Source organism: Mycobacterium colombiense (assembly GCF_001665835.1).
In the GTDB taxonomy this organism is placed as follows: Bacteria; Actinomycetota; Actinomycetes; order Mycobacteriales; family Mycobacteriaceae; genus Mycobacterium; species Mycobacterium colombiense_A.
Genome location: NZ_LZSX01000024.1, coordinates 1 through 21,055 on the forward strand (window position 1 = coordinate 1; position 21,055 = coordinate 21,055).

General features: G+C 69.5%; 20 protein-coding genes and 1 pseudogene. 11 read left to right on the forward strand and 10 right to left on the reverse strand.

The features are described 5' to 3' along the window. Positions 1-608, reverse strand: a 608-nt coding sequence (locus tag A5760_RS04405; protein WP_331237086.1) for a biotin/lipoyl-containing protein, incomplete at its 3' end; no start/stop codon positions are given. Between the two features lie 195 nt (positions 609-803). Here A5760_RS04405 and A5760_RS04410 point away from each other — a divergent pair. After that, positions 804-2,582 carry an SDR family oxidoreductase gene (locus A5760_RS04410; RefSeq protein WP_064878061.1) on the forward strand — a complete coding sequence of 593 codons (1,779 nt, stop codon included), beginning with the start codon at positions 804-806 and terminating at the stop codon, positions 2,580-2,582. A gap of 6 nt (positions 2,583-2,588) precedes the next feature. Here A5760_RS04410 and A5760_RS04415 read toward each other — a convergent pair whose 3' ends face one another. Further along, entirely contained in the window at positions 2,589-2,930 is a 342-nt protein-coding gene (locus tag A5760_RS04415; protein ID WP_064878063.1) for a hypothetical protein, read from the reverse strand. Between the two features lie 142 nt (positions 2,931-3,072). On the opposite strand from A5760_RS04415, the gene A5760_RS04420 reads away from it, so the two are divergent. Together A5760_RS04420 and A5760_RS04425 are read left to right on the forward strand one after the other, a co-directional pair. Continuing rightward, positions 3,073-3,522, forward strand: a complete 450-nt coding sequence (locus A5760_RS04420; protein WP_064878065.1) for an SRPBCC family protein — start codon at positions 3,073-3,075, stop codon at positions 3,520-3,522. Beyond that, the gene (locus A5760_RS04425) at positions 3,519-5,114 is read left to right on the forward strand and encodes a phytoene desaturase family protein (protein ID WP_064878067.1); all 1,596 of its coding nucleotides are present in this window, start codon (positions 3,519-3,521) and stop codon (positions 5,112-5,114) included. Before A5760_RS04420 ends, A5760_RS04425 begins: the two co-directional genes overlap by 4 nt. On the opposite strand, the gene A5760_RS04430 is transcribed toward A5760_RS04425, so the two are convergent. Together A5760_RS04430 and A5760_RS04435 are read right to left on the reverse strand one after the other, a co-directional pair. Beyond that, on the reverse strand, positions 5,111-6,658 hold the full coding sequence (locus tag A5760_RS04430; protein WP_064878069.1) for a leucyl aminopeptidase: 1,548 nt from the start codon (positions 6,656-6,658) through the stop codon (positions 5,111-5,113). The genes A5760_RS04425 and A5760_RS04430 overlap by 4 nt on opposite strands. 31 nt (positions 6,659-6,689) lie before the next feature. After that, positions 6,690-7,793, reverse strand: coding sequence for an adenylate/guanylate cyclase domain-containing protein (locus A5760_RS04435; RefSeq protein WP_064878071.1), 1,104 nt, complete (start codon positions 7,791-7,793; stop codon positions 6,690-6,692). Between the two features lie 44 nt (positions 7,794-7,837). Here A5760_RS04435 and gcvT point away from each other — a divergent pair, with 44 nt between their 5' ends. Both gcvT and A5760_RS04445 read left to right on the forward strand, forming a co-directional pair. Continuing rightward, entirely contained in the window at positions 7,838-8,941 is a 1,104-nt protein-coding gene (gene gcvT, locus A5760_RS04440; protein WP_064878073.1) for a glycine cleavage system aminomethyltransferase GcvT, read from the forward strand. 55 nt (positions 8,942-8,996) lie between these two features. Continuing rightward, positions 8,997-10,106, forward strand: a complete 1,110-nt coding sequence (locus tag A5760_RS04445) for a branched-chain amino acid aminotransferase (protein WP_064878075.1) — start codon at positions 8,997-8,999, stop codon at positions 10,104-10,106. Here A5760_RS04445 and A5760_RS04450 read toward each other — a convergent pair. The 4 genes from A5760_RS04450 to A5760_RS04465 are packed head-to-tail and all read right to left on the reverse strand — an operon-like array spanning position 10,103 to position 13,184. After that, entirely contained in the window at positions 10,103-10,861 is a 759-nt protein-coding gene (locus tag A5760_RS04450; RefSeq protein WP_064878078.1) for an adenosylcobinamide-GDP ribazoletransferase, read from the reverse strand. The genes A5760_RS04445 and A5760_RS04450 overlap by 4 nt on opposite strands. Continuing rightward, positions 10,858-11,931, reverse strand: a complete 1,074-nt coding sequence (gene cobT, locus A5760_RS04455) for a nicotinate-nucleotide--dimethylbenzimidazole phosphoribosyltransferase (protein WP_155764204.1) — start codon at positions 11,929-11,931, stop codon at positions 10,858-10,860. Before cobT ends, A5760_RS04450 begins: the two co-directional genes overlap by 4 nt. Continuing rightward, positions 11,928-12,464: a bifunctional adenosylcobinamide kinase/adenosylcobinamide-phosphate guanylyltransferase gene (locus A5760_RS04460; protein WP_064878082.1), complete on the reverse strand. Its 537-nt coding sequence runs from the start codon at positions 12,462-12,464 to the stop codon at positions 11,928-11,930. Before A5760_RS04460 ends, cobT begins: the two co-directional genes overlap by 4 nt. A gap of 27 nt (positions 12,465-12,491) precedes the next feature. Then, positions 12,492-13,184 carry a DUF3043 domain-containing protein gene (locus A5760_RS04465; protein ID WP_064878084.1) on the reverse strand — a complete coding sequence of 231 codons (693 nt, stop codon included), beginning with the start codon at positions 13,182-13,184 and terminating at the stop codon, positions 12,492-12,494. 191 nt (positions 13,185-13,375) lie between these two features. Here A5760_RS04465 and A5760_RS04470 point away from each other — a divergent pair, with 191 nt between their 5' ends. Both A5760_RS04470 and A5760_RS04475 read left to right on the forward strand, forming a co-directional pair. After that, positions 13,376-14,452, forward strand: coding sequence for a glycerate kinase (locus A5760_RS04470; RefSeq protein ID WP_064878094.1), 1,077 nt, complete (start codon positions 13,376-13,378; stop codon positions 14,450-14,452). Between the two features lie 96 nt (positions 14,453-14,548). Then, positions 14,549-14,908, forward strand: coding sequence for a HesB/IscA family protein (locus tag A5760_RS04475; protein ID WP_007770699.1), 360 nt, complete (start codon positions 14,549-14,551; stop codon positions 14,906-14,908). 58 nt (positions 14,909-14,966) lie between these two features. On the opposite strand, the gene A5760_RS04480 is transcribed toward A5760_RS04475, so the two are convergent. Next, positions 14,967-15,662: a hypothetical protein gene (locus A5760_RS04480; protein WP_064878086.1), complete on the reverse strand. Its 696-nt coding sequence runs from the start codon at positions 15,660-15,662 to the stop codon at positions 14,967-14,969. Between the two features lie 183 nt (positions 15,663-15,845). Here A5760_RS04480 and A5760_RS04485 point away from each other — a divergent pair, with 183 nt between their 5' ends. Beyond that, positions 15,846-16,817, forward strand: a complete 972-nt coding sequence (locus A5760_RS04485) for a carbohydrate kinase family protein (protein WP_064878088.1) — start codon at positions 15,846-15,848, stop codon at positions 16,815-16,817. A gap of 28 nt (positions 16,818-16,845) precedes the next feature. On the opposite strand, the gene asnB is transcribed toward A5760_RS04485, so the two are convergent. Continuing rightward, a complete protein-coding gene (asnB, locus tag A5760_RS04490) occupies positions 16,846-18,804 on the reverse strand; it encodes an asparagine synthase (glutamine-hydrolyzing) (protein WP_064878090.1) in 1,959 nt (652 codons plus the stop codon). Between the two features lie 156 nt (positions 18,805-18,960). On the opposite strand from asnB, the gene A5760_RS04495 reads away from it, so the two are divergent. From A5760_RS04495 to A5760_RS04505, 3 genes and pseudogenes are all read left to right on the forward strand, one after another. After that, positions 18,961-20,070, forward strand: a complete 1,110-nt coding sequence (locus A5760_RS04495; protein ID WP_082279328.1) for a cytochrome c oxidase subunit II — start codon at positions 18,961-18,963, stop codon at positions 20,068-20,070. Positions 20,071-20,083: 13 nt separating this feature from the next. After that, positions 20,084-20,503 carry a cytochrome c oxidase subunit 4 gene (locus A5760_RS04500; RefSeq protein WP_064878092.1) on the forward strand — a complete coding sequence of 140 codons (420 nt, stop codon included), beginning with the start codon at positions 20,084-20,086 and terminating at the stop codon, positions 20,501-20,503. Between the two features lie 187 nt (positions 20,504-20,690). Continuing rightward, positions 20,691-21,055: pseudogene (locus A5760_RS04505) on the forward strand (hypothetical protein); the annotation flags it as partial.

Below are 21,055 nucleotides of genomic sequence, written 5' to 3' on the forward strand. Positions count from 1 at the left end.
AGATGTGTATAAGAGGCGTCTTCCTCGGCGGTGATGCTGATCAGCACACCGGCCACCGGAGACGGGATCTCGGTGTCGACCTTGTCGGTGGACACTTCGACGAGCGCGTCGTCGACCTGGACCGAGTCGCCGACCTTCTTGAGCCAGCGGGTCACGGTGCCCTCGGCGACCGACTCGCCGAGCTCGGGCATCAACACCGGGGTCGCGGCGCCGCCACCGGAACTCTGCTGGGCGGGCGCGGGCTCCGGCTGGGCCTGGGGTTGCGACTCGGGCTGGGGCTCGGGCTGGGCAGGGGCCTGCGCCTGCGGCTCCGGCTGGCTCGGCGCCGGCGCGGCCGGCTGTGAGTCGCCACCTGCCGCGCCACCCTCGGAGGCGTCGCCGATGACGGCCAGCTCGCCGCCGACCTCGACGGTGTCGTCCTCCTGGGCGACGATCTTGGTCAGCACACCCGCGGCCGGCGACGGAATTTCGGTGTCGACCTTGTCGGTGGACACCTCGACGAGCGGTTCGTCGAGTTCGACCGTGTCGCCTTCCTGCTTGAGCCAGCGGGTGACCGTCCCCTCGGTGACGCTCTCACCGAGTGCCGGCATCTGGACGGAGAAGGCCATCTTTTTTGACTCCTCGATCGCTCGTGGGTCGGGGCGGGTCGATCAGCTCTTGCGGAAGGCGAACTAGCAATCCAAAACTATCCTGTCACTGCGCCCTCGTCGGCACACATCCAGGGCAGATACCTCGCGTTGGTCGGGTGACGCCCATCACGCTTGCTACGGTGTGGCCACTGCAGCCAGAGCGGGGAGGTCCCGATGCCGCCATCACAACAAGTACGCCAGCATTTCGTCGACAGCGCCGACGGCGCCCGCATCGCGGTCTACGAAGAGGGCAACCCCGACGGCCCCACCGTCGTGCTGGTGCACGGCTTCCCCGACTCGCACGTGTTGTGGGACGGGGTCGTCCCGCTGCTGGCCGAGCGGTTCCGGATCATCCGCTACGACAATCGCGGCGTCGGCCTGTCCTCGGTGCCCAAGCCGGTGTCGGCCTACAGCATGGACCGCTTCGCCGACGACTTCGCCGCCGTGACCGGCGAGCTGAGCCCGGGCCGGCCCGTGCACGTGCTGGCCCACGACTGGGGCTCGGTGGGGGTCTGGCACTACCTGAAGCGTCCTGGCGCCCATGACCGGGTCGCCACGTTCACGTCGGTGTCCGGGCCCGCCCAGGACCAGCTGGTCGATTACATCTTCAGCGGCCTGCGGGCCCCGTGGAAGCCGCGCACGTTCGTCCGGGCGATCAGCCAGGCGCTGCGGCTGACCTACATGATCTTCCTGTCGATCCCGGTGCTCGCTCCATTGGTCCTCCGGCTGACCCTGTCGATTCCGGCGCTGCGGCGCAACGCGGTCGACAACATCCCCGTCGAACAGATCCACCACTCCGACAAACTGGCCAGAGACGCCGCCCAGTCGGTGAAAACCTATCCCGCCAACTACTTTCGGTCCTTCTCCGGTCGCAAGCAGGGCGTCGCGGTCATCGACGTGCCGGTGCAGCTCATCGTCAACACCAAGGACAAGTACGTGCGGCCCTACGGCTACGACCACACCCCGCGCTTCGTGCCGCGGCTGTGGCGCCGCGACATCCAGGCCGGTCACTTCTCACCGATGTCACACCCGCAGGTGATGGCGGCGGCCGTGCGCGAGTTCGCCGACCAGGCAGAGGGCGGGCAACCGAGCCGCGCGCTGCTGCGCGCGCAGGTGGGGCGTCCCCGCGGCGCTTTCGGCGACACCCTGGTGTCGGTCACCGGCGCCGGCAGTGGCATCGGCCGCGAGACCGCGTTCGCCTTCGCGCGCGAAGGCGCCGAGCTGGTGATCAGCGACATCGACGAGGCGGCCGTCAAGGCCACCGCGGCCGAGATCGCCACCCGCGGCGGCGTCGCGCACGCCTACGTGCTCGACGTGTCCGACGCGCAGGCGGTGGAGGCATACGCCGAGCGGGTCAGCACCGAGCACGGCGTCCCTGACATCGTCGTCAACAACGCCGGCATCGGGCACGCGGGCGGATTCCTGGATACCCCGCCCGAGCAGTTCGACCGGGTGCTCGACGTCAACCTGGGTGGCGTGGTCAACGGGTGCCGCTCGTTCGCCCGGCGGATGGTGGAGCGCGGCACCGGCGGCTACATCGTCAACGTGTCCTCGATGGCGGCCTACGCGCCGCTGCAGTCGCTGAACGCCTACTGCACGTCCAAGGCGGCGACCTACATGTTCTCCGACTGCCTGCGCGCCGAACTCGACGCCGCGGGGGTGGGGCTCACCACGATCTGCCCCGGCGTCATCGACACGAACATCATCAACACCACCCGATTCGACGCACCGGCGGGAAGGCAGTCCGACGACGTCGACGGCCGCCGCGGGCAGCTGGGCAAGATGTTCGCGCTGCGGCACTACGGTCCCGACAAGGTCGCCAACGCGATCCTGTCGTCCGTTAAAAAGAAGAAGCCGATTCGCCCGGTGGCGCCGGAAGCCTATGCGCTGTACGGACTTTCGCGCCTGGCGCCACAGGGGCTGCGCAACGCCGCGCGGATGCGGGTGATCTGAGGCGGGCTAAAGACCCGGTTTCGCCCCGCGACGTCCGGTCAACAACGTCGCGCCGATCGCGATGACCCCGAGCACGGCCAGCGGTATCGCCCACGCGCGCCGACTACCCACCGACGACTGGCACTGCGCGACATAGTCGGTGTGCGGGATGATCTGGTTCAGGATGGGGATATTGGCCCCACTGCTGTTGTTCGCGCTTCTGGCCGCGGAAAGGTCCGTCGCCACGGCGTTTCCGCATCCGACCGAATGGCCGTTGCTGTCGGAAACCGATACCGGAGCCAACAGCCCGATGACTCCGGCCAAGAGCAGCACGGCGCCCACACCGATGATCAACCGTCGCATCGTCATGGTTTCGCCTTTCGTCGTCGAGGATTTCGACCGCTGGGAGATTAACCGCGGTCCACTCCCGGTAAACCCGAGGTCGAGGCCGAATAACCCCCCGATTGCCGGGTATCCGCCGCGGTAACCAACGACATGGAGGGTTTTTGAGGTGATCACTGCAACGCGTGACGTGCCCGAGTCGTGTGAGCGGGTGTGGGAGGTACTCGCCCAGGGCTGGACCTACACCCAGTGGGTGGTGGGTAACAGCCGCATGCGGGCCGTCGATCCGAACTGGCCGGAGCCGGGTTCCTCGATCAGGCACTCGATCGGGATCTGGCCGTTGGTGATCGACGATGCGACCATCGTGGAGGAGAGCGAACCGCCGCACAAGCTGGTGCTGCTTGCCCGGCTGGGGCCGCTGGGTGCCGCGCGAATCACCATGCTGCTGCACGAGATTCCGCAGGGCTGCCGGATCGAGATGATCGAGGTGCCCGCCGAGGGTCCGATGGCGGCCATTCCCGATTCCCTTGCGCTGGCGGCGGCCTACCCGCGCAACAAGGAGTGCCTGTGGCGGCTGGCGGCGTTGTCGGAGCGCCTGGAGCCGAGCCAGGTGAAGTGACCGTGCATGACACCGCCGATGCCGTCGTGATCGGCGCGGGACACCACGGCCTGGTGGCGGCGTCGATGCTGGCCGACGCGGGCTGGGACGTGTTGGTGCTGGAAGCCCAGTCCGAACCGGGCGGGGCGGTGCGCAGCGCCGAGTTGACGCCGGGCTACATCACCGACCTGTTCAGCTCCTTCTACCCGATGACGGTCGCGTCCCCGGCGATGGCGGCGTTGCGGTTGGAGGATCACGGGCTGCGGTGGTCGCATGCGCCGACGGTGGTCGGGCACCCGCGCAACGGCGTCGATGACGACCCGCCCATCGTGTACCACGATCCCGCCCAGACGGCAGCGGAATTCGCGCGGCGAACGCCCGCCGACGGCGAGAACTGGTGGCGTCTGGTGGAGCTGTGGAACACGATCAAGGGCCCACTGCTCGACGCGATGCTGGCCCCCTTCCCGCCAGTGCGTCCCTTGCTCAGACTGCTGCGCAGGCTCGGCACGCCGGAAGCGGTCCGGGTCGCGCGTCTGCTGGTGCAGCCAGCCAACGCGATGGCGAGTCAACTGTTCGAGGGCGAGGCGCCGCGAGTGTTGTTGTTGGGCAATGCAATGCACGCCGACGTCCCCCCGGACGCGCCGGTCAGCGGCGCCATGGGCTTCCTGATGACGATGCTGGCCCAGGATGGCGGCTGGCCGGTTCCGGTCGGCGGATCGGGCCAGCTCACCGCGGCGCTGGTGAAACGCGCCCGCTCGGCCGGGGCGCGAATCGAATGCAATCAGAACGTTTCTCGCATCCACGTGCAGGCCGGCCGCGCGGTCGGGGTCACCACCTCCGAGGGCCGATCGGTGACGGCCCGCCGTGCGGTGGTGGCCGACGTGACGGCGCCGCGGTTGTTCTGCGACATGCTGCCCGCCGACGTGGTGCCCGAAGCGCTGCGTCGCGACCTCCAGCACTACGAGTGGGATCCGCCGGTGGTGAAGGTCAACTACGCTCTGGCAGAGCCGATTCCGTGGCGGGCGAAAAACCTGCGCTCGGTGGGCACCGTGCACCTGGGGGCCGACGGCGATGGGCTGACCCGCTGGATGGCCGACCTGAACACCCGGGTGATACCCGAGCATCCGTTCATGTTGTTGGGCCAGACCACCACGGCCGACCCGAGCAGATCGCCGGCCGGCACCGAAAGTGTCTGGGCCTACACGCATTTGCCGCGGAATGTGTTCGACGATGCGTCTGCGGACCGGTTGGCCACGGCGGTGGACCGGGTCATCGAAGAGCATGCACCGGGCTTCGGATCGGCGGTGATCGGCCGGTTCGTGCAACGGCCGTCGGACCTGGAGGCCAACGACGCCAACCTGCATCTCGGGGCGCTGAACGGCGGAACCGCGCAGCTGCATCAGATGTCGGTCTTTCGCCCCGCGCCCGGGATGGGCCGAGCCGAAACACCCGTCGAGCGGCTCTATTTGGGCAGCGCGTCGGCGACGCCGGGCGGCTCGGTGCACGGGGCGTGCGGGCGCAACGCGGCCAACGCCGCGCTGGCCGCCGACGGCGCGACCGGCTGGCCGCGCCGCAAGCTGGGCCGGGCCGCGCTCAAACGGCTGACCGGCTAGCCGTTTTCGGCGATGTCCTCCAGGACCGCGAACATGGTCCGGGTCGGTACGCCGGTGGAGCCCTTGGGCGAGTAGCCCCACGGGCTGCCGGTGTTGTAGGCCGGGCCGGCCACGTCGATGTGCGCCCAGCTCACGCCGTCGGCGACGAACTCACGCAGGAAAACGCCGGCGACCAGCATGCCGGCGAAGCGCTGCCCGCTGATGTTGGACAGGTCGGCCACGGTGGACTTCAGGTCTTCCTTGAGCTCGTCGGGCAGCGGCATCGGCCAGCCGTTCTCGCCGACCTGCTGCGAGATCGACGCGACACGGTCGCGGAACTCGTCGCTGCCCATCACCCCGGGGATCCGGGCGCCCAGCGCCACCGTCTGCGCGCCGGTCAGGGTGGACGTCTCGATCAGGTAGTCGGGGTTGTCCTCGCACGCCCGCACGATGGCGTCGGCCAGGATCAGCCGGCCCTCCGCGTCGGTGTTCTGCACCTCGACCGTGATGCCGCCGTACTGCGTCAGCACGTCGCCGGGGCGCTGCGCGGTGGCCGATGGCATGTTCTCGGCCATCGGCACGGTGGCGATCACGTCGATCGGGAGTTTCAGCTGCGCGGCCAGCGCGACGGTCGCGATCACCGCGGCGGCCCCGCCCATGTCCGAGGTCATGTGGTGCATGGAGGCAGCCGGCTTGATCGAGATGCCGCCGGTGTCGAACGTGACGCCCTTACCGATCAGCGCGACCGTCTTGGCGTGCTTGGGTTTCTTGGCGAGCTTCGACCCGCGGTGGATCAACCGCACCAGCCGCGGTGGCCGCGACGAGCCCTGTCCGACGCCGATGATCCCGCCGTAGCCACCCTTTTGCAGTGCCTTGTCGTCGAGCACCTCCACCTCGAGGCCGACGGATTCACCCAAAGCCCTTGCGCGCTTGGCGAATTCGGCGGGGAACAGGTGGCTGGGCGGGGTATTGACGAAGTCGCGTGCGGTGGCGACCGCGGCCGCGACGGCGGCGCCGTGCGCGGCGTCGTTCTTGGCGTCCTTCGCGGTGGCGAGCACCGTGATTTTGCGCAGCCCTTGATCTTTGGGTGCAGTCTTGTCGCTGCGAAATTCGGTGAACCGGTAGCTGCCCAGGATCAGGCCCTCGACGGCGGCCGAGGTGACGCGCTCACCGGGCAGTTCGGCCAGGGTAGTGATCACCGACTCGGTCTTGCCGAGCGACCGCGCGGCCACACCGGCGGCGCGACGGATGGTGTCGGCCGGCCATTCGGGTCGCGGTTTGCCCAGGCCGACCGTCAGCACGCTGGACACCGGCAGCGACGGCACCACCAGCCGGTGCACCTGCTCGGCGCCACCCGTGGCCTCCAGCGCCCGCAGACCGGATTCGATCTCGGCGACCGCGTCGAAGGACAGGAACGGCTCGGCCGCCGTAACGGCCGCGCCCGGCTTGTCTTCCTCGCCGGTCGAGACGACGGGCACGATCAGCACGGTGGACGCGGCGGCACGCCGTGGCAGCGAGGAGGCGACGGTGACAGAAGGGGCCTGGTATCCCGGTTCGGTACTCACGCGTAACCACCCTAGTCACCGCGAAGCGACCTCAGCTCGGCGGCGTCCCGGGGCTCAGGTCGAAAACCGGCACCGGGTCGTCAAATCCCTTGAGCGTCAACGGGTCATGAGCGACCGCGGGCCAGTTCGGCAATTTCTCGTGCAACGTCGGCGCGGCGAGTATCTGTCCCGGCTCCGCGGCCGCCACGAGTCGCGCGGCGAGGTTCACCGGGTTGCCGAAGTAGTCGCCGTTGATCGCCAGAACCGTGCCGTAGGCGAGTCCGGCGCGGACCTGCAGTCCGGCCTCGCGCGCCCTGGGGTGGTCGACCAGGTGGGCCGCCGCCTGGACCAGGCGCTCGGCCGACGAGCTCACCCACATCACGGCGTCGCCGATGAACTTGACCACCCGCCCGCCGTCGGCGTGCACCACGTCGGCGACGGTGGCGCCGAATTCGTTGAGCAACCGCGACAGCTTGTCCGGTGTGAGCGTCTGGGTCAGCGCGGTGAAACCGGACAGATCAGCAAACGCGATGCCGCATGTCACGCTCGTCGACCGGTCCTGGACGACGTCTTCGAAATACGTTCGTGCGCCGATCAGGTGGTGGCGATGCACGGTGTCGATCAGCGCCCCGAGCCGGGGAATGAACTCGGCGGCCGTGCGGTAGGCCTGCGCGGTGGCCAGCTCATCGTGGGTTTGGTCCATCTGGATGTCCGGCATCCCGGTGCGGATCATCGACGACTCGGCCTCGGCGAGCCGGGCCATTGCGGCGCCCAGCACCCGCAGCATCCCCGATGCGCCTTCCTCACCCACCACGGCCCTGACCGCCACCCAGGTAGCCAGGGCGTCCACATCGGCCTGGCTGAGCGTGGGGATGTCGGGACCCGCGGTGGTCAGGCCGAGCAGGGCCCAGGCGCGGGCGACATCGTCGGGGCGTACGTCGAGCGCCTCGGCCGCGGTCTGCAGGGTGTAGGTGGGCGGTCCCGACCATTGCAGGACATCACCGGCGAGCCCGAACAGCCGGCCTCGCCGTTCGGCCTCGGCCATCTCCTCGATCGTGAAGCCGAACTCGCTCAAGTATTTGATCAGGTCGGCCCGCTCGCGGGCGTTGGCGATTCCGGCGGCTTCCAGGGCCTCGAAGTCCAGGAAATCGGACACCTAGCCAAGTCTGCCAGCCGCATAGCCGATTAGGGTGGGGCGTCGTGAGCGATGCGCCGGAACTGCTAAAGGGCCCACTGGAAGACCGTCACCGGAGCTTGGGCGCCAATTTCGCCGAGTTCGGCGGCTGGCTGATGCCGGTCTCGTATGCCGGCACCGTCAGCGAGCACAACGCGACGCGCAACGCGGTCGGCCTCTTCGACGTCAGCCACCTGGGCAAGGCGTTGGTTCGCGGGCCGGGGGCGGCGCAGTTCGTCAACTCCGCGCTCACCAACGACTTGAACCGGATCGGGCCCGGCAAGGCGCAATACACGTTGTGCTGCACCGAATCCGGTGGCGTCATCGACGACCTGATCGCTTATTACGTCGACGACGACGAGATCTTCCTGGTGCCCAACGCGGCCAACACCGCCGCCGTGGTCGAGGCGCTGCAGGCCGCCGCCCCGGCCGGGCTGACCATCACCAACCAGCACCGCTCGTTCGCGGTGCTGGCCGTACAGGGACCGCGGTCGGCCGACGTGCTCGGGCAGCTGGGCCTGCCCACCGACATGGACTACATGGCGTACGCCGACACCTCGTTCTCCGGCGTGCCGGTGCGGGTCTGCCGCACCGGCTACACCGGCGAGCACGGCTACGAGCTGCTGCCGCCGTGGGACTCCGCCGGTGTGGTGTTCGACGCGCTGGCCGATGCGGTCAGCGCGGCAGGCGGCGAGCCGGCCGGCCTGGGTGCGCGCGACACCCTGCGCACCGAGATGGGCTATCCGCTGCACGGCCACGAACTCGCGCTCGACATCTCCCCGCTGCAGGCCCGCTGCGGCTGGGCGATCGGCTGGAAGAAGGACGCGTTCTTCGGCCGCGACGCCCTGCTGGCCGAGAAGGAGGCCGGCCCGGCACGACTGCTGCGCGGGCTGCGGATGGTGGGCCGCGGAGTGCTGCGCGCCGGGCTCACGGTGCTCGCCGGCGACATGCCGGTGGGGGTCACCACCTCGGGCACGTTCTCCCCGACGCTGCAAGCCGGGATCGCTTTGGCGCTCATCGACGCCGATGCCGGAGTACAGGACGGTCAGGAGGTCACCGTCGACGTCCGCGGCCGCCCCGCCGCGTGCGAAGTGGTGCGCCCGCCGTTCGTCGCGGTGAAAACCCGCTAGCCGCGCCGCTTGCGCGGGCGAAATCCGATTCGGTAGGCGGATATACAATCGGCCAATGACCAGTGGCTCCCTCGAGTTCACGGTTTCGCGCTCGGCAAGTCCGGCAACCGACGCTGAACGCGAAACCATCCTGGCCGAGCCGGGTTTCGGCAAGTACTTCACCGATCACATGGTGTCGATCGACTACGACGACGCCGGCGAAGGCTGGCACAACGCGCGCGTGATCCCGTACGGCCCCATCGAGCTGGACCCGTCGGCGATCGTGCTGCACTACGCGCAGGAGATCTTCGAGGGGCTCAAGGCGTACCGCTGGGCCGACGGCTCGATCGTGTCGTTTCGCGCCGAGGCCAACGCCGCCCGGCTGCGGTCCTCGGCGCGGCGGCTCGCCATCCCGGAGCTGCCCGAAGAGCTGTTCATGGAGTCGCTGCGCCAGCTGATCGCCGTCGACAACGCCTGGGTTCCGGCGGCCGGCGGCGAGGAGGCGCTGTACCTGCGGCCGTTCGTCATCGCCACCGAGCCCGGGCTGGGTGTGCGGCCGTCCAAGCGGTACCGCTACCTGGTGATCGCCTCGCCGGCCGGCGCCTATTTCAAGGGCGGCATCAGCCCGGTCACCGTCTGGGTGTCGACGGAGTACGTGCGGGCCAGCCCCGGCGGCACCGGCGCGGCCAAGTTCGGCGGCAACTACGCGGCCTCGTTGTCGGCCCAGGCCGAGGCGGCGGCCAACGACTGCGACCAGGTGGTGTGGCTGGACGCCGTCGAGCGGCGCTTCGTCGAAGAGATGGGCGGGATGAACATCTTCTTCGTGTTCGGCAGCGGCGGATCGGCGCGGCTGGTCACCCCGGAGCTGTCCGGCTCGCTGTTGCCCGGCATCACGCGGAACTCCTTGCTGCAGTTGGCCATTGACGCCGGATTCTCCGTCGAGGAACGCAAGATCGATATCGACGAGTGGCAGAAGAAGGCCGCCGCCGGGGAGATCACCGAGGTGTTCGCCTGCGGTACCGCCGCGGTCATCACGCCGGTCTCGCACGTGAAATACGGCGACGCCGAATTCACCGTCGCCGACGGCCAGCCCGGCGAGGTGACGATGGCGTTGCGGGACACGCTGACCGGGATCCAACGCGGCACTTTCGCCGACACCCACGGCTGGATGGCCCGGCTGGGTTAGAACCGCACCGCACCCGCGAGCAGCACCGCGGTCACCGTCGTGGTCAGCTCGATCGCGGCGCCCAGCACGTCACCGGTGATGCCGCCGAATCGGCGCACGCAGTGCCGCACCAGGATTGCCCCGCAGCCCAACCCCAGCAGCACCGCCACCGGTCCCTGCCACGGCCGTGGCCCGGCCGGCAGCGAGGCGGCCAGCAGGACCGCGACCCAGGCCGCCACCACCAGCGTCGGCTGGCTTCCGGCGACCCGGACGCCCAGGGCACTGCCGTCGGCGGCCGGCACCGACCGGTGGCCGGCCAGCACCGCGGTCACCCGGCCCGCGAAAACCGCCACGGCCACCGCGGCCACCCCGGGGACGACCCGTCCGGTGGCCCCCAGCGCCGAAAAGGCCAGTGCCTGCAGCATGATCACCACGACGACGGCGGCGACGCCGAACGGCCCGGCCGACCCCGCACGCATCACCGCCAGCGCCCGCTGCGGCGTCCCGTAGCAGCCCAGGCCGTCGGCGGTGTCGGCGACGCCGTCGACATGCAGGCCGCGGGTCGCAAGCAGCAGCACCGCGATCGCGAGCAGCCCGGGCAGCGGGCTGGACCGGCCGAAGACCCACGCGCCACCCCAGGTCACGGCCGCGGCCAGCGCCCCCAGCGCGGCGCCCACCACCGGCAGCGCGGTCATGGCGCCGCGGCCCATCGGCGCGTTGCCCGGGATGGGCAGCACGGTCCCAAACGCGAAAGCCGTTGCCAGCGAACGGATCACGACGGGGAAGCGGCCTGATCGGCACCGTCGGCGCGGTCGGACACACCGGCCTGGGCGAACGTCGCCATCGATGACAGGGCGGCCACCGCGGCGCGCAGCACGGGCAGCGCGAGCGCGGCGCCGGTGCCCTCGCCCAGCCGCATTCGCAGGTCGAGAATCGGCTCCAGGTCCAGCGCCGTCAGCGCCAAGCCGTGGGCGGGCTCGGTGGACCGGTGACCGGCCTGCCACCACAGCCGCGCTCCCGGCGCCAGGTGCTCGGCGACCAGCGCGGCCGCCGTCACCGCCATGCCGTCGAGCAGCAGCGGCGTGCGCCGCACCGCGGCCTGCGCGCAGAAGCCGGCCATCGCGGCCAGGTCCGCGCCGCCGGCGCGGCGCAGCAGCGCGACCGGATCGGGCAGCACCTGCCGCGCGCGAAACAGGGCGTCACGTACCGCGGCCGTCTTGCGGGCCCACCCGGCGTCATCGATCCCGGTCCCGAAGCCCACCGCCACGACGGGCTCGGCGTTCGTCAGGGCCGCCACCAACACCGTTGCGGCCGTGGTGTTTCCGATCCCCATGTCGCCGGCGATCAGCAGGTCGGCGCCGGCGTCGACCTCCTCGTCGGCGATGGCGGCGCCGGCGGCGAGCGCCCGAGCGGTCTCGTCGTCGCTCAACGCGTCCTCGACCCGGATGTCGCCGCTGGAGCGGCGCACCTTGTGCGCGCCGATCCGTTCGGTCAGCGGGTCCGCATCGACCGCCAGGTCCGCGACCCGCACCGTCGCCCCGGCGATGTCGGCGAGGGCGTTGATCGCGGCCCCGCCGGCATCGAAGTTGGCGACCATCTGCGCCGTCACCTCCGGCGGATAGGCCGACACGCCCGACCGGGCGACGCCGTGGTCGCCGGCGAACACCACCACCCGGGCGCGCTCGAATTGCTTTGGCGGGCACTGCCCTTGGCACGACGCGACCCACACCGACAAATCCTCGAGGCGGCCCAGCGCCCCCCGGGGTTTGGTCAGGGTGTCCTGGCGGGCGCGGGCGGCGGCGGCGACGCCGGCATCGGGCGGCGAGACGGTGGCGAATTCCATCAGGCCCCCGCCGGTTTGATCGGCACCGGCTGCCCGGCCACCACCAGCACCACCCGGTCGCACAACCGGGCGAGGCGCTGGTTGAGGCTGCCCAGTTCGTCGGCGAACCGGCGTCCGGCGGCGGTCGCGGGCACGACGGTCAACCCGACCTCCGGGCTGACCAGCACCAGCGGGGAAGCGAAGTCGCCGACCGCGGCCAGCACGTCATCGACGGGAGCCGCGACCGAGCCGCCATCCCAGGCGTTGGTGCGGTCCAGGGCGCCGGTCAGCCAGGTGCCCAGGTCGTCGACCAGAGTGGGGGTGCCCGGCGACTGGCGCAATTGCGTTGCGATGTCGTCGGTTTCGATCGTGGACCAGTGCTCGGGCCGGCGGCCGCGGTGCTGGGCGATCCGGTGCGCCCAGGCCGCGTCGTCGTGCCCGGCCGGCCCGGGCGCCAGGTAGTGAACCGCCTGCCCGGGCGGCAACCCGTCGGCGATGGCTTCCTCCGCCCACTGCGATTTGCCTGACCTGATCCCGCCGAGCACCAGGGTGCGCACCGGTGTCAGCCCGCTTTCTGGCGAGCTTTAATCGACACTGGCGCCGTGCTTGACCTGGGGCCGCGGCGCGCGCAACCGGCGCATCTGAGACGCCCGGCCGGCGGCGTAAAGGCCTAGCTTCCAACGGCTTTCGGTGTTGCTGGGGAACTTGGCGTCGACCAGCCTGCTGACCTTGCGGCCCAGGATCAGGCCGTCGACGCTCATCACGGCCATCAGCACCAGCATGGCCGGCGACACCCACAGCTGCAGCTGCGGGACGCCGAACATGGCGAACATCAGGAACAGGGTCGACGGCATGAACAGGCCCAGCAGATTGCGCCGGGAGTCGACAACGTCGCGCACGTAGCGGCGGATGGGGCCCTGGTCGCGCGGCAACAGGTAGCCCTCTTCGCCGGCCATCATCTTCGCCCGGCGATCCGACATGCGGGCGCGGCCGGCGGCCTTGTCCGCCTGGCGCTCCTCGCGGCTGAGCTTGGGTCCGGCCAGCGATTTGCGCCGGGCCCGCGCCTCGGACGCGGTCATCGGCGCGGGCGCGATCGGTCCCTTCCTGGCGTTGCGGCGGGCGTCATTGCGCTTGGGCGTGGGGCGGCCCTTCGGGCCGGTCCGCTGCGCCTCACGGGTCGCGTCGCCCGAGGCGCCAGCAACGCCGGCGGCACCCGACGCGGTGCCGCTCTCGTCGAGATCGGTGTCCTGACCCTTCTTACGGCCCAACAGCTTCACAGTGGCCAGGTTACTTCGCGGGTGACGCGCGCTGGAATTCGCCTGGAATGCCTTGCTATTAGACCTGCGTTAGTACCGCACTTGGCCCTACTCTTACACGTGATGAACGGCACCCTTTGATGGACGACGGGTCGATGGCCTCGGATGATGATGGTCCCGGCCTGGCCCCCGGCCGCCTTCAGCTGCCCGCCATGCAGGTCCTGGTGGCCCCGGACTGCTACGCCGACAGCATGTCGGCGCTGGAAGCCTCCGCCGCGATCGCGACCGGCTGGACCCGGTCACGTCCTGGTGACCGGTTCATCGTCGCCCCGCAATCCGACGGCGGCCCGGGCTTCGTCGAGGTGCTCGCCAGCCGGCTGGGCGAGCCGCGGCGCCTGCGGGTGTCCGGACCGCTGAAAGCCATGGTCGAAGCCGATTGGGTGTTCGACCGCGGCGCGGCCACCGCCTACCTGGAGTGCGCGCAGGCGTGCGGCCTGGCGCTGGTCGGCGGACCGCCCACCCCGGAGACCGCCATGGCGGCGCACAGCAAAGGTGTAGGGCAACTGATCGCCGAGGCGCTGCGGGTCGGGGCGACGCGCATCGTGGTCGGCCTGGGCGGCAGCGCCTGCACCGACGGCGGGCAGGGCATGATCGCCGAACTCGGCGGCCTGGACACCGCCCGCCGGCAACTGGGCAACGTGGAGTTGATCGCCGCCTCCGACACCGAATACCCGATGCTGGGCCCGTGGGGGGCGGCCCGGGTGTTCGGGCCGCAGAAGGGCGCCGACACGGCCACCGTCGCGGCGCTGGAAGTTCGGCTGCAGGCGTGGGCGCTGATCCTGGAAGCGGTGGCCGGACGGGACGTGAGTGCGGAGCCGGGCGCCGGTGCCGCCGGCGGCATCGGCGCCGGGCTGCTGGCGCTCGGCGGCCGCTGCGAGTCCGGGGCGGCCATCATCGCCGAGCACACCCGGCTGTCCGACGACCTGGACACGGCGGACATGATCGTCACCGGTGAGGGCCGGTTCGACGAGCAGTCCCTGCACGGCAAGGTGGTGGGTTTTCTCGCCGACGCGGCCCGGCCGCGGGGGATTCCGGTGGTTGTGCTGGCCGGCCAGGTCGACTTGGCCAACGCGACGGTGCGCTCGTCGGGCATCATGGCGGCGTTATCCATCGCCGAGCATGCCGGATCGGTGCGGCTGGCCCAGGCCGACGCGGCCAACCAGCTCATGGGGCTGGCATCCGTAGTTGCGGCGCGACTCGGGAATAGCGGTCCTGCAAGGTACCGTTGATGGAGTGGACTTTCGGGCGGTCCGGATCGCCCGGCGCAAGCCGGCGATTTCGGGCTTGATCGACCCCACCCAACGATGAGGCATGTAGGAGAAGCAATGACGGTGCAGAACGAGTCGAACGCCACGACGACGCACGGCGTGATCCTGACCGAGGCCGCCGCCACCAAGGCAAAGTCCCTGCTGGACCAGGAGGGCCGCGACGACCTGGCGCTGCGTATCGCGGTGCAGCCGGGCGGCTGCGCCGGCCTGCGCTACAACCTCTTCTTCGACGACCGGGCGCTGGACGGCGACCTGACCGCGGAGTTCGGCGGTGTGAAGCTGACGGTGGACCGGATGAGCGCGCCCTACGTCGAAGGCGCGTCCATTGACTTCGTGGACACCATCGAGAAGCAGGGCTTCACCATCGACAACCCCAACGCCACCGGCTCGTGCGCCTGCGGCGACTCGTTCAACTGATCGGTTAGATCCCGCAAATCCGTCAGCCGGGCTGTGCAGTCCGGCTGACGGTGTGCGTTCAGTACGAGCCGCCGGTGCGCAGCACGTACGAGCAGACCATGATCTGCCCGCGCTGGAACAGCAGCTGCGCGATGCCCTGCACCTGCCCGTGCATCGGGCCGCCGCTCACCGGGGACACCCGCATGGTGAACAACGCCTGAGCCTGGTACTGCGACAGGTAGACGATCTTGTCGATCGAGGTCAGCTCGACCTCGGAGAACTGCTTGCGGAACGCGTCGCTGCTGAGCTTGGCCAGGGCCTGGTCGGATCGTTTGTCCTGGACGCCGTCGTACAGCCCGCACAGCGCGTTGCGCGCGATCTCGTTGATGTCGCGGCGCTCGAGCGCGTCCAGATAGCCCTGGATGGCCGTCTTCGCCGCGCTCTCGGAGAATGTGGCGCCGGTGTTGGCCCCGTTGGTGCGGACCCCGTAGACGATGGCCACCGTCAGCACCGCGACGAGCGCGATGGCCAGCACGACGCCGACGATCAGCCCCCGCTTGGACCGTTGCGGCGGGTACGGGACCGGCGCGGGAGGCTGCCCGGCATAATTGGGTGGAGCAGGTCCGGCCTGCGGAACTGGGCCGCCGAAGCCCGGGTCACCGACGTTGGGGTCATCGGGGAACTCGACTGGCTGGGATTCGCGTGGGGGCTCATGTCCGCTCGGGCCCCCGCTGTCGCCGCCGACGGTGTGGTTCGGCGAGTGCGGACCTGCCATCGTGGTTCTCCTACGGTGGTAGACGGGACTGCAAGCGGGTTGCGGCCCGAGCAATGTGATCCCGGCGACTTGAGTGAGTTCCCTAGGGAGGCTAGCGCACGGCCTCGCGCCGACCGTGCACACAGCGACGGTCAGGGCCCGTGGGTAAGCTAGATAACCTTACTAACGAAGGATGGAGTTTTCGTGACAATCGCGGTGACAGGTTCGATTGCGACCGACAATCTGATGCGGTTTCCCGGCCGATTTTCCGAGCACCTGCTGGCCGAGCACCTGCAGAAGGTGTCCCTGAGTTTTCTGGTTGACGACCTGGTGATTCACCGCGGCGGCGTGGCGGGCAACATCGCCTTCGCCATCGGCGTGCTGGGCGGCGACGTGGCGCTGGTCGGGGCGGCCGGCGACGACTTCGGCGAGTACCGCGAGTGGCTGCAGTCGCACGGCGTCAATTGCGACCACGTGCTGATCTCGCAAACCGCGAAAACCGCGCGATTCGTCTGCACCACCGATGAGGACATGGCCCAGATTGCATCCTTCTATCCCGGCGCCATGTCGGAGGCCCGCAACATCAAGCTCGCCGACATCGCGTCCGCGGGCAAGCCGGACCTGGTGATCATCGGTGCCAACGACCCGGACGCGATGGTGGTGCACACCGAGGAGTGCCGCAAGCTCGGCCTGGCATTCGCCGCCGACCCGTCCCAGCAGCTGCCCCGCCTGTCCGGCGAGGAGATCGACAAACTCGTCGACGGCGCGGCCTACCTGTTCACCAACGACTACGAATGGGAGCTGCTGCGCTCCAAGACCGGCTGGTCCGAGGCCGACGTGCAGAAGAAGGTCGACCTGCGGGTGACCACGCTGGGCGCCAAGGGCGTCGACATCGTCGAGCGCGACGGGACCACCACTCACGTCGGCGTGGTGCCCGAGACCAGCCAGACCGACCCCACCGGCGTCGGCGACGCGTTCCGGGCGGGTTTCCTCACCGGCCGCACCGCCGGGCTGAGCCTCGAGCGGTCGGCGCAGCTGGGCTCGCTGGTCGCGGTGCTGGTGCTGGAGTCCACCGGCACCCAGGAGTGGACGTGGGACCTCGCGGTCGCCAAGACCCGGTTGGCCGACGCCTACGGCGACGAGGCGGCCGCCGAGATCACCGCGGTCCTGGCCTAGAGGCCCGGAGCGACACCGCGGGCCAGCCCTAGAGCTGCACGGGGTACACCGGCTCGCTGATCCGGGGCACCACGCTGTGCTCGACGAAGATCGCGTGCCAGAGCATGAAGATCAGCAGCGTCCACAGCCGGCGGCTGTGATCGCTGACGCCGCTGCGGTGCTCGTCGAGCATCCGGCGCACGGCGGCCTTGTCGACCAGGCGATCGGCCTGCGAGGCGTCCACCGTCGCGTAGGCCCACTCCAGCAGCTCGCCGGCGCGCAGCCAGTGCCGGATCGGCACCGGGAACCCGAGCTTGGGCCGGTGCAGCACGTGCGCCGGAACGATCGGCTCCAGCGCGCGCCGCAGCGCGTACTTCGTCGTCGTGCGGGTGATCTTCGCCTCGACGGGCAACCGGGAGGCGACGGCGAAGACCTCGGGATCAAGGAACGGCACCCGGAGCTCCAGCGAGTTGGCCATCGTCATCTTGTCGGCCTTGACCAGGATGTCGCCGCGCAGCCAGGTGAACAGGTCGATGTGCTGCATGCGGGCCACCGGATCCCAGCCCGCCGATTCGGCGTACACCGGCGCGGTGACGTCGGTGTGGGTCCACTCCTCGCGGAACCCGGGCAGCACGCCGCGCAGCTGCGCGTCGGAGAAGCTGCGGGCATTGCCGTAGTAGCGCTCCTCGAGCGTCTGGGAGCCGCGGTGCAGCAGGCTTTTGCCCCGCATCCCCTCGGGCAGCGGCCTGCTCATCTTGCCCACCGATCGCCGCAGCGGCCGCGGCAGATAGTCAAAGGGCTTGAGCGATAACGGCTCTCGATAGATCGTGTAGCCGCCGAACAACTCGTCGGCGCCTTCGCCGGACAGCACCACCTTGACGTGCTTGCGGGCCTCGCGGGCGACGAAGAACAGCGGCACCAGCGCCGGGTCGGCCACCGGCTCGTCGAGATACCAGACGATCTCGGGCAGGGCGGCGACGAACTCGTCGGGCTTGACCACCTTGGCGATGTGGCGGGCCCCGATCGCCTCGGCCGAGGCCACCGCGACGTCGATCTCGGAGAAGCCCTCCCGCTCGAAGCCGGTGGTGAACGTGATCAGCCGGGGGTTGTGCCGGATGGCCAGCGCCGCGATGGCGGTGGAGTCGATCCCCCCGGACAGGAACGCCCCGACGGTGACGTCGGCGCGCATGTGCTTGGCCACCGAGTCCTCGAGCACCGCGGTGATCTCGTCGTAGCGGGCCTGTTCGGTGTCGCGGGTGATCGGCACCGCGGCGAAGCGCGGCACGAAATACCGGGTGACCTCCGGTTGCAGGAGGTCTGGGCGGATCCGGGCGTAGCAGCCCGATTCCAGCCGGCGCACCCCGCGGTGCAGCGTCTCGGGCTCGGGCACGTACTGCAGCACGGTGTAGTGCTGCACGGCCCGCTCGTCGATTCCGATGTCGAACCCGATCAGCTCGGCCAGGTCCAGCAGGCACTTCTTCTCGCTGGCCACCGCCGTGCCGCCGGTGCCGGTCGCCATGAACAGCGGCTTGATGCCGAAAGGGTCACGGGCGCAGAACAATTCGCGAGTGACGGTGTCCCACAGCGCGAACGCGAACATGCCGCGCAGCCGCGCCAAGACGTCGGTGCCCCAGTAGTGGTACCCGGCGACGACGGCCTCGCCGTCACCGTCGGTGGCGAAGACGGCACCATGCCGGCCGGCCAGTTCCTCGCGCAGCTCGAGGTAGTTGTAGATCTCGCCGTTGAACACCAGCACGTAACGGTCGGGCGCCTCGGGCGGCCCCCAGCGCAGCGGCTGATGCGAATGCGCGATGTCGATGATGGAGAGCCGGTTGAAGCCGAAGACGACGGAGCCGTCGGTGTCTGGGTCCACCCAGGTGCCCGGCTCGTCGGGCCCGCGGTGGCGCATCGAGTGCGACGCGCGCGCGATGGCATCGTCGGCGCGGGCGGCGGCCGCTTCTTTATCGGAGCCATCCGGGGCAGCAACGAACGCCAGCAGACCACACACGGCGCCCCAGTATGCCCCACTTCGGGGGCGTGCGTGGACCTCGCACCCGGCACGTCGTGAATGGCCGGGCGCACCGGCGGGCCGGGGTTTCGTCGCCCGGCTCAGGCGCGTGGTCTACGCTGCGTAGTATTCGATATCCGAGCAGGAGGCGCTAACGTGACCCCTCGCGAGCAGGACCGTTCGCAACGTTTGTCGCAGGGCAGGTTTCGGCGCCATTCCGGGGGCTCCGGGCGCCAAGCGAAGGGTCTTTCCCGTCGTCTTCGGCCCTTCGCGCTGGCCCTGACGCTGGGCGTGCTGGCGTTGTTGCTGAGCGGATGCAGCAGTTGGGCGGACGCGCTGGCATTGGGCTGGCCGCGGGGCATCACCCCGGAGGCCCACCTCAACCGTGAACTGTGGATCGGCGCGGTGATCGCGTCGTTGGTCGTCGGCCTCATCGTGTTCGGCCTGATTTTCTGGGCCTCGATCTTCCACCGCAAGAAGGCGACCGACACCGTGCTGCCCCGGCAGTTCGGCTACAACATGCCGCTGGAGCTGGTGCTCACGGTGACGCCGTTCCTCATCATCTCGGTGCTGTTCTACTTCACCGTCGTGGTGCAGGAGAAGATGCTGCACCTGGACAAGAACCCCGAGGTTGTGATCGATGTCACGGCCTTCCAGTGGAACTGGAAGTTCGGCTATCAGAAGGTCAACTTCAAAGACGGCACGCTGACCTATGACGGCACCGACCCGGCGCGCAAGAAGGCGATGGTGTCCAAGCCGGAGGGCAAGGACGCCCACGGCGAGGAGCGTGTGGGTCCCGTCCGCGGGCTGAACACCTCGGACCGGCAGTATCTGAACTTCGACAAGGTCGAGACGCTGGGCTCCAGCGAGGAGATCCCGGTGCTGGTGCTGCCCACCGGCAAGCGCATCGAATTCGACCTGGCGTCCGCGGACGTGGTCCACACGTTCTGGGTGCCGGAGTTCCTGTTCAAGCGCGACGTGATCCCCAACGCCGACGCCAACAACTCGGTGCATGTCTTCCAGACCGAAGAGATCCAGACGCCGGGTGCGTTCGTGGGCCACTGCGCCGAGTTCTGCGGCACCTATCACTCGATGATGAACTTCGAAGTTCGGGTGGTGGCGCCCAACGATTTCAAGGCCTACCTGCAGCAGCGGATGAACGGAAAGAGCAACGCCGAGGCGTTGCAGGCGATCGGACAGCCCCCGCTCGCGGTGACCACTCATCCGTTCGACACCAAGCGCGGTCAATTGGCCGGAAGCCAGTAGGTTAGGACACCAAATGCATATCGAAGCCAGGCTATTCGAAGTCATCGCCGGGTTCTTCATTGTGGTTGCGGTGCTCTACGGGGTGCTGACCGCGATCTTCGCCACCGGTGGTGTGGAGTGGGCGGGCACCACCGCGCTGGTGCTGACCGGTGGCCTGGCGTTGATCACGGCGACCTTTTTCCGGTTCGTTGCGCGCCGGCTGGACACCCGGCCCGAGGACTACGAGGGCGCCGAGATCAGTGACGGAGCAGGCGAATTGGGCTTCTTCAGCCCGCACAGCTGGTGGCCGATTCTGGTCGCGCTGTCGGCTTCGGTGGTCGCGGTGGGCATCGCGCTGTGGTTGCCGTGGCTGATCGTCGCCGGGGTGATGTTCGTCCTGACGTCGGTGGCCGGGCTGGTCTTCGAGTACTACATCGGTCCCGAGAAGCACTGATTCGCGGCATAAAGGTCACAATCAGATCACGTGATTGGTGGGCCGTTCGCCACGACGGCTTTGCCCCTTTGGGGTTCGGTAGTGTTTTGCCCAGGCAAACGAGAAGCGTCCCAGCGCGCCCGCCACGATGTGATCGCGGAGTCTTGTGCGCAGGTGAGGCCGTCGAACAGGGTAGGCAAAGGCAAAGATGAGCGGGTCGAGACCCCCGGGATGGGATCCTGACGAACCCGACCATGCCGACCCGATCAGCCACGAACCGGACCCCGGCGACGCGCCGGACGACGACCTGGAACGCGGCGCCGCCGCCGATGGCGAGGCCGAGCCGGAACCGTTCGAGGACAGCGCCGAACTGGCTGCGAACCAGACCGACGAGACGGACGCCTACTCGCGGGCCTACTCGGCTCCGGAGTCCGAGCACTTCACCAGCGGCCCCTACATGCCGGCCGATCTGGGTCTCTACGACTACGACGACTTCGACGAGTCCGCCGATGCTGACGACGAGCGCAGCACCGCGCGCTGGCCGTGGGTGGTGGGTGTCGCCGCGATCGTGGC